General features: G+C 64.4%; 5 protein-coding genes and 2 pseudogenes. 5 read left to right on the top strand and 2 right to left on the bottom strand.

Features of this window, described 5'->3' with window-relative positions; translation table 11 throughout:
• Positions 1 to 439: 439 nt before the first annotated feature.
• The 5 genes and pseudogenes from ACMNI9_RS07140 to ACMNI9_RS07120 form a co-directional block, all read left to right on the top strand.
• A complete protein-coding gene (locus ACMNI9_RS07140; RefSeq protein ID WP_418831346.1) occupies positions 440 to 1,933 on the top strand; it encodes a LuxR C-terminal-related transcriptional regulator in 1,494 nt (497 codons plus the stop codon).
• Positions 1,934 to 1,974: 41 nt separating this feature from the next.
• Entirely contained in the window at positions 1,975 to 2,901 is a 927-nt protein-coding gene (gene murB / locus ACMNI9_RS07135; RefSeq protein WP_418831345.1) for a UDP-N-acetylmuramate dehydrogenase, read from the top strand.
• A gap of 115 nt (positions 2,902 to 3,016) precedes the next feature.
• On the top strand, positions 3,017 to 4,744 hold the full coding sequence (gene cydD, locus ACMNI9_RS07130; protein WP_418831344.1) for a thiol reductant ABC exporter subunit CydD: 1,728 nt from the start codon (positions 3,017 to 3,019) through the stop codon (positions 4,742 to 4,744).
• 29 nt (positions 4,745 to 4,773) lie between these two features.
• Positions 4,774 to 6,540 (top strand): thiol reductant ABC exporter subunit CydC, encoded by a 1,767-nt coding sequence (gene cydC / locus ACMNI9_RS07125; protein ID WP_418831343.1) that lies wholly within the window; start codon positions 4,774 to 4,776, stop codon positions 6,538 to 6,540.
• A gap of 123 nt (positions 6,541 to 6,663) precedes the next feature.
• A pseudogene (locus ACMNI9_RS07120) lies at positions 6,664 to 6,948 on the top strand (peptide chain release factor-like protein); the annotation flags it as partial.
• 160 nt (positions 6,949 to 7,108) lie between these two features.
• Here ACMNI9_RS07120 and ACMNI9_RS07115 read toward each other — a convergent pair.
• Positions 7,109 to 7,183 (bottom strand): annotated as a pseudogene (locus ACMNI9_RS07115) (transcriptional regulator); the annotation flags it as partial.
• Positions 7,184 to 7,222: 39 nt separating this feature from the next.
• Positions 7,223 to 7,558, bottom strand: a complete 336-nt coding sequence (locus ACMNI9_RS07110; protein WP_216528557.1) for a hypothetical protein — start codon at positions 7,556 to 7,558, stop codon at positions 7,223 to 7,225.
• Between the last annotated feature and the right edge of the window lie 309 nt (positions 7,559 to 7,867).

Genomic DNA, 7,867 nt, shown 5'->3' with positions numbered 1-7,867 from the left:
TTCTTTTTCGCCGCCTCGCGTGGTTGCGCACGAAAAACCGCCTTCGCTGGCAGGTTTTGACGGTTTGAGGTCGTCGAGCGCGCGCTATGGGCATCCTTTCTCCGGCGTTGCTTTCGACCGGGCTTCTGACCAGGTACGATGTCGAAGCGCTTGCGCTCTGCAAAACGAAGGGCGGAAGAGACGACCCCTAACCGTCAAAACCTGCCAAAGATGGGAGTTTTTCGTGCGCGGCGGCCTATCGGGGCTTGCAGGCGGACGAAACTTTTGTGCCGTGCCGTGCCGCATGGGGGGGGGGAGGGGTGCGGGCTCCCGGCACGTCTGTGCTCCCGAACTTCGGAGACTCGCGGGAGTTCGGACGGTTCCCGCGAGCGGTTCCCATCTCCTGCTATCATGGATGCGTACTGCGTATCGTATCGTATCGAATGGAATGGAGGGGTCAGTGCAGCTCGGCTTGCGACTCGACCGGATAACCGAGCCGTCCGCGGTGCGGGCCATCTTGGGGTTCGCCTGCAATCAGGGGTTCGTGTTCTCCTTGTTCTACCTGGGCGCCAACCGCGCCTTCGGGGAGGGGGAGTTCGCTTTCGAGCGCGCCGATTTGCTTCTGACCCTGGCGTTCATGGTGCTTTCGTTCGCGATGCTGCGCAACGCGTCTCCTCGCGCGCGCGATGCGCTGCTGTCCCGCACGCTGCTTTGGTGCTATGCGGGGCTGCTGGTGCTGGGGTCGGTCGTGTCGTCTTTGGCTGGGACGGGTGCGTGGGGCATCGCCGTGGAAGGGCTGCTCGTGGGCGTGCCCGCCGGGTTCATGCTGGCTGCTTGGGGCCGTGCGTTCGGCGTTCGCCCGGTTGATCGCTGCGTGCCCGAGGTGTTCATTGCCGCCGCGGTCGCTGCGGGGTTGTGCTTGGTGTTCTCCCTTATCCCGGTCGAGCATGCGCTGCTCGCTCTCAAGCTGCTGCCGTTGGGAAGCGCGTTCGCGCTGCGCGGCTTGGAGCCTTTCGCGCGAGAAGAGGATGCTTCGTCGCGCAAAGGGCCGTCCGCCGGGCTGCAGAGCTTCAGGTTCGGCGATCTGGTCGCCACGCGCGAGCAGCATGACGAAACGGCGCGCCTGTCGAAGAAGATCATCGCGGGAACCGGGTTGTTCGGCCTGACCGCGGGTTTCATGGAAACGTTCGCGTCGGATCCGGGCATGGCTTCGACGCCGGCGTTCTCGGCCAGCTTGCTGCTGCTGGTCCTGTTCTGCGTGGCGGCGCTCCAGCTGATCTCGAGCGGGGCTTCGGCGGGTTCGGATGCCGCCGATCAGCAAGGTCCCCTCGACGGCGTGTACCGCCTTGCCGTGCTGGTGATGATGGCCGGCTTTCTGTTCGTGCCGGTTCTGGGGTCGTTCGGGGTTCCGGGCGAGTCCATCATGCTGGCAGGCTATCTGGGGCTTACGTACGTGCTGGTTTCCCTGTTCCTGGTGATGGCGAAGCTGACCGGCCAGGATGCGGCGCTGTCCTTCGCGCGGGGCTTCGCCATGCTCTACTTGGGCGAGATGGCCGGCATCGCCTTGGGCAACGCCATCGAGCTGTTCGAGCCCGTCGAGCAGGCTCCGTACGCTATCGCCGCGTTCGCAGGGCTAGCGGCCCTGTACGCGTATTTGTTCCTGTTCACCGAGCGCGACTTCCGCGCGCTCTCGGTGATCGTGCGCGACGCCGATCGATTCGACGAAGCGTGCCGGGCCATATCCCAGGATCACGCCCTTTCGAAGCGCGAGTCCGAAATCCTGCCGCTTGCGCTGCGCGGCCGCACCGGCGAGCGCATAGCGGGCGAGCTGTTCATCTCGAAGAGCACGGTGGACACGCATTTGCGGCGCATTTACGCGAAGACGGGCACTCATGGGCGTCAGGAACTCATTGACCTGGGCGAGCGCACGGTGCGCCGCCTTGGCGGCAAGTAGCGCGCTTCAGGGCTTTCGCCCTGACGTGCAAGGAGGACTGCATGGTTGACGAAGAATTGAAGAGCGCGCTGCTTCGCCGTTTGGGCGACGAAGCCGTGCGGTTCGATGTGCCCATGGCGCAGCTCACGACATTTCGCGTCGGGGGTCCGGTGGACTGCCTGGTGGAGCCTCGCGACGAAGAGGGCCTTGCCTTCGCGTTGCGGGCGTGCCGCGAGGCGGGCGTCGAGGTGCGCATCGTGGGCCTGGGCAGCGACCTGCTGGTAAGCGACGAGGGTCTGCGCTGCGTTGTGGTGCGCATCGCCGACAACCTGTCGGACGTGAGCGTTTCGGGCAACATCGTGCGCGCCTGCGCGGGCGCTTCGAACGCGAAGGTCGCGCGCGTAGCATGCGAGGCCGGGCTGGCTGGATACGAATTCGCCAGCGGAATTCCGGGTACCGTCGGGGGCGCCGCCATCATGAACGCCGGCGCTTACGGGGGAGAGTTTCGCGACGTGGCAAGGTCGTTGCGCTGCCTGACGCCGGATGGCCGCATCGTGGAGGTGAGCGCCGAGGAAGCAGACTGGTCGTATCGTCACAGCATGATGGACGACGAGCGCTACGTGGTGCTGTCCGCGGTTTTGGAGCTTTCCTTCGACGATCCCGCGGCCATTGCGGAGCGCATGGAGGATCTGGAGCGGCGTCGGGCCGAGAAGCAGCCGCTCGAGCTGCCCAGTGCGGGCAGCACCTTCAAGCGCCCGGAGGGCTACTTCGCAGGAAAGCTGGTGCAGGATGCCGGCTTGCGAGGATATCGCGTGGGCGGGGCGCAGGTTTCGACCAAGCATTGCGGCTTCGTGGTGAACGTGGACGGAGCGAGCGCCGCGGACGTGCGCCGCGTGATAGCCGACGTGCAGGATCGCGTCCAGGCGAGCGCGGGCGTTAGGCTGCAGCCCGAGGTGCGGATGTGGGGCTTTCGGGAGGAAGCGCGCTGACGAACGCTGCGAGCAGCGTGCTGGCGAAGCGCTTGCGCCTGCCCGTCTCTATATGATATAAAAGAAGTAACAAATAATCGAGAGCGACGATGCTTCGCAGACGAGGGGGCGGGCGTTGATAGACAAGGCTATCTTCGCGCTACAGGGCGTGCGCGCTGCGCTTGTCGTATTGGTCGCATTTTCCTGTGCGCGCGCGTTCGCCGTGGTGGGGCAAGCTTGGGCCCTTGCTGCCGCGATCGTGGATTTGTGGAAGGGCGCTTCGGTGTCCGACCAGGTTTTCTGGATAGCGCTGTTCGTCGCGTGCTTCGTTGCGCGGCAGGTTCTTTTGTACGCGCAGGAAACGTACCTCGATCGCTACGCGGCCGCGCGGGCCGACGAACTGCGCCAGCGGCTGCTCTCGCGCGTGTTCGAAACGGGCGCGGCGGTGGTGCAGAAGCACGGGACGGGCAACGTGACCACCCTTGTTTTAGAGGGCGTCGACCAGGTGGAGACCTATATTCGCCTGATTCTGCCGAAGGCCGTGGGCGTCGTGGTCATCCCCCTGGTGCTTCTGTGCTGGATATTCCCGCTCGATTGGGTTTCGGGCGTGATCGCGCTGGTGGCGTTTCCCTTTATTATCCTGTACATGGTCATCCTGGGACACACGGCGCAGGATGAGGCCGCCAAGCAGCACGCGACGTTTCAGATGCTGTCGAACACGTTCATCGACGCGCTGCGCGGCATCGACACGCTCAAGCTGTTCGGTCGCGGTCGCTCCTACGGCAGCAGCATCTACGCGGCGAGCGAGCGCTTCCGCGAAGCAACCATGAAAACCCTGCGCGTGGCCACGCTGTCGAGCACCGTGCTGGATTTGTTCGCAACCGGCTCGCTGGCGGCTGTGGCGATCATGCTGGGGTTTCGCCTGGTGGACGGGACGCTTGCCTTTTTCCCGGCGCTCGTGGTGCTGGTGATGGTTCCGGAGTACTTCAAGCCGGTGCGCGAGTTCGCCGCCGACTACCACGCCTCGCTCGACGGAAAGAACGCGCTGGTTTCGATCCTCGGCATCGTCGACGAGCCGCAGGCCGCGCCTGTCGACGACGCTTCGGATCCCGTGCCGACCTGGGGGCCGGATTGCGCGTTTTCCGCCTGCGGCGTGGGTTTCTCGTACCCGGGTTTCAAGGCTCTCGAGGACGTGCGGTTCGAGGTGCGCGGCTTCGCGCGCGTGGGTATCGTCGGTGCGAGCGGCGCTGGCAAGAGCACCCTGGTCAACCTGTTGGGCGGCTTCGCCGATCCAAGTGCGGGGTCGTTTCGCGTGGGAGGCGCGACTGCGGCCGGGCTGCATCGGGTCGATTGGCAGCGGCAGACGGCCTACATTCCTCAGAATCCGTACGTGTTCCATGCCACGCTGCGCGAGAACATCGCGTTTTACCGCCCCGATGCCGACGAGGCGGACGTTTCCCGCGCAGTCGAGGCGATGGGCCTTGGCGATCTGGTTTCCCAGCTTCCTGACGGCTTGGATACGGTTATCGGCGAGGGGGCCCGGTCCCTTTCGGGCGGACAGGCGCAAAGGATAGCCCTTGCGCGCGCGTTTCTGGATGCTGATCGGCGGATTCTCTTGTTCGACGAACCGACGGCGCACCTGGATATCGAGACGGAATGGGAACTCAAGGAGCGCATGCTGCCCCTCATGGAGGGGCGTCTGGTGTTTTTTGCCACCCACCGGCTGCATTGGATGTCCGATATGGACTACGTGCTGGTGGTCGACGGGGGCCGCGTGGTGGAGGCGGGTCGTCCCGAAGAGCTGGCCGTGCACGACGGGCCGTATGCGCGGCTTGCGTCTCGGTTGGGCGGTGATGTCGCATGAGCGGCGTGGATGCGAAGGGGGCGAGGGCTATGCGCAGGACGTGGCGCGAGGATCGCTGGGTCGTGCCGTTCTTCAAGCGGTACCGCAAGGTGCTCGCGCTCGCGCTGTTCCTGGGCTTCGCGACGTTCGCTTTCGCGGCCGGCCTCATGTTCACCTCCGGCTTTCTGATAAGCGGCGCCGCCGGTGTGCCCGAGTCCATTTTGGCCCTCAATTTGCCGCTCATCTTCGTGCGCATATTCGGCATAGGCAAGCCGCTGCTTCATTACCTGGAGCGGCTGTGCAGCCACGACTGGGTGCTGCGCATGACGTCCGACCTGCGTCTGAAGCTGTACCGGTCGCTTGAGAAGGATGCGCTGTTCTTCCGCGCGACGCATCGTACGGGCGATGTGCTGGGTCTTTTGTCCGAGGATATCGGGCATTTGCAGAACCTTTATTTGAGAACGGTGTTCCCGACGGTGATCGCCTGGGTACTGTGGTTCGCCCTGGTGGCGGCTGCGGGGTTCTTCTCGCCGTTTCTGGCGTGCATGCTGCTTGTCATGCTGGGGTCGGCGGTCCTGCTGCTGCCTGCGGTTTCGGTGCTGGCATGCGGCGCGCGCCGCATGCGCTACAAAGCGCTGCGAAACGATCTGTACGCCGAGCTGACCGACAACGTGCTGGGCGTGTCCGACTGGGTGTTCTCCCAGCGCGGCGACGAGTACCTGACGCGCTACCGCGCGGCCGAGCGCTCCATGAGGGAGCTGGCCGCCGCCGAGGAGCGCTTCGCCCGCCGCCGCGACGTGGTGCTGCAGGTTCTGTTCGCCGTGACGGCTGCGCTGCTCCTTGTTTGGGCGGGTTCGCATTTCGGCGGGCAGGGCGCCGATGCGGCGAACTGGATCGCAGCGTTCGTGCTGGGCTTCTTCCCGCTCATCGACGCGTTCGCGCCGCTGTCGGCGTCGGCGGTCGACGCGTTCTCGTACGGCGACTCGCTCGAGCGCTTGAACGAGCTTCCGGATGTCGACGAGCGCTCTGCGGAGCAAGCCGCGCAGCCGTGCGCGCCCCTCGATATGCTGGTGGAGGGCGTAACGTATGCGTATCCGGGATCTGCGCGGCCCGTGCTCAAGGGGATGCAGCTTGAGGTTCCCGCAGGCCAGAAGGTCGCGATCCTGGGACGCAGCGGTGCGGGGAAGAGCACGCTCGCATCGCTCATGCGCGGCGACCTCGTTCCCGACGAGGGGCGGGTTACGCTCGGCGGCGTGCCGACGCGCGACCTGGGAGACGACGCGTGCGCGTACATCGGCGTGATTCAGCAGCGCGTTTACCTGTTCAACATGACTCTTTTGGAGAACGTGCGCATTGGGAGGCCCGACGCGTCCGTTGACGAGGTGCGAAACGTTCTCGAGCAGGTAGGCTTGCGCGACATGGTCGACCGGCTTCCCGATGGGCTGGACACGATGGTCGACGAGGCTGGCCTGCGGTTCTCGGGCGGCGAGAGGCAGCGCATCGCGCTTGCGCGCGTGCTTTTGCAGGATGCGCCCGTTGTCATCTTGGACGAACCGTGCGTCGGGTTGGATCCTTTGACTGAGCAGGCCCTGCTGTCCACGCTCTTCAAGACGCTGGCCGATCGCACCGTCATCATGATCACGCATCACCTGCTGGGCGCTTCGGCTTGCGATCGGGTGGTGTTCGTGGAGGACGGCCGCGCGGTTTTGGACGGAGCTCCGTGCGAGCTCGAGCGAACGAGTTCGCGCTATCGCCGCCTGCTCGCGTTCGACCGGGGGCGGCGGCTGCAAGACGTCGACGAGTCGTGCGAGGGCTGAGGCGCTTGCGGTTTCTGCTAGTATGGAGTCATGGACCAAGACCGCCCGACATACCGAGACTTTGCCGTATGGGCACGTCAACCGCTCGACGAGGTCGAGCGCGATTGCGAGGTGCAGGCGTTTCGGGCCAGCGGGCCGGGCGGGCAATGCGTGAACACCACGGACTCGGCGGTGCGCATGGAGCACCGCCCAAGCGGGATCGTCGTGGTTTCGCGCGAGTCGCGCAGTCAGTTTCGCAATAGGCGGCTGTGCTTGCAGAAGCTGCATGCCGTGTTCGAGCGCGCGGCGATGCCCCCGAAGGCTCGCCATGCCACGAAGCCTTCCCGAAGGGCGCGCGAGGCGCGCCTGGCCGACAAGCATCGCCGCGTACAGGTGAAGTCGCGGCGCGGGCGCGTGGAGGGGGAGTAGCTGCGGTTTTGCCGAGTCGTTGGGACGGGCGGCGCTCGGGTTTCCCCCTAAGTGCGCTCCGGTTCGTCGTCGATGCGCTTGAGGATGTCGCCCGGCTGGCAAGTTCCCGGCAAATGGCGTCAAGCGTTTTGAAACGCACGCCGCTCACTTTGCCGTTCTTTATCTTCGAGAGGTTGCCGTCCGCGATGCCTACGCGCCCCGCCAAATCTCCAAGCGATATTTTTCGGTCAGCCATCATCCGATCAAGGCGCAATACAATAGTCATGACGTTTCCCTAGATGATCTCGAAGTTCTCGTCTTGGATAAGGTAGCCGTATTCGAATATCTGCCCAAGGCAGAAGATGATGCCCGCCGCAACCAAAGCGATGATGCCCGTTTCGTTGAATATCGTGAAGTAAGGCTGGCCGGTGGCGAAGCTGAGCAGCGCGTATCCCAGCCACTGCGGCAGCAGCACGGCGGCGAGCAGCATCACGGCTATCGTTTTGATCTTGCGCGGTAGTTCTTTGAGGAAAGGGGTTTGCTCGCGCCCGATACGAAGGAGCGTGAGGGCCACGTACACGAACAGGATCGCAAGGAGCGTCAGCTGGACCAAGCTGGAGACGGTTTTCACGGCAAGCCGGTCTCCGAGAATGGGGCTTAGGCTTGCCAGGGAGGGTAGGCCGAAGAACGCGAAGGTTCCGCTACATCGTCTTCGCCCAGGTTCTGTCAAAACGAACGAGTTTTGCTGGCCCTCAGGTCAGGATAAATGCAGCGCGCAAGTCTCTGACCAGGCATGATGAAAAGTGCCCCTTTGTAACCTGCCTGCGAGAGGCGGAAAATCCCCGCAAAACTCGTCCGTTTTGACAGAACCTGGAAATCTCTGTGGCGAATTGAAGCGCTCCCGCCAACCTTGCCGATCCCCATGTTCAATCCGAAAAAC

The sequence above is a fragment of the Paraeggerthella sp. genome (assembly GCF_048427265.1).
Taxonomy (GTDB): Bacteria; Actinomycetota; Coriobacteriia; order Coriobacteriales; family Eggerthellaceae; genus Paraeggerthella; species Paraeggerthella hominis.
Note: the sequence above shows the minus strand (reverse complement) of the source record. Positions and strands in the feature narration are given on the sequence as shown.

What these genes read in the sequence shown, in the direction of transcription:
- murB (WP_418831345.1), top strand. Translation starts at nt 1,975, where the DNA reads ATGGTTGACGAAGAATTGAAGAGCGCGCTGCTTCGCCGTTTGGGCGAC.
- cydC (WP_418831343.1), top strand. Translation starts at nt 4,774, where the DNA reads ATGCGCAGGACGTGGCGCGAGGATCGCTGGGTCGTGCCGTTCTTCAAG.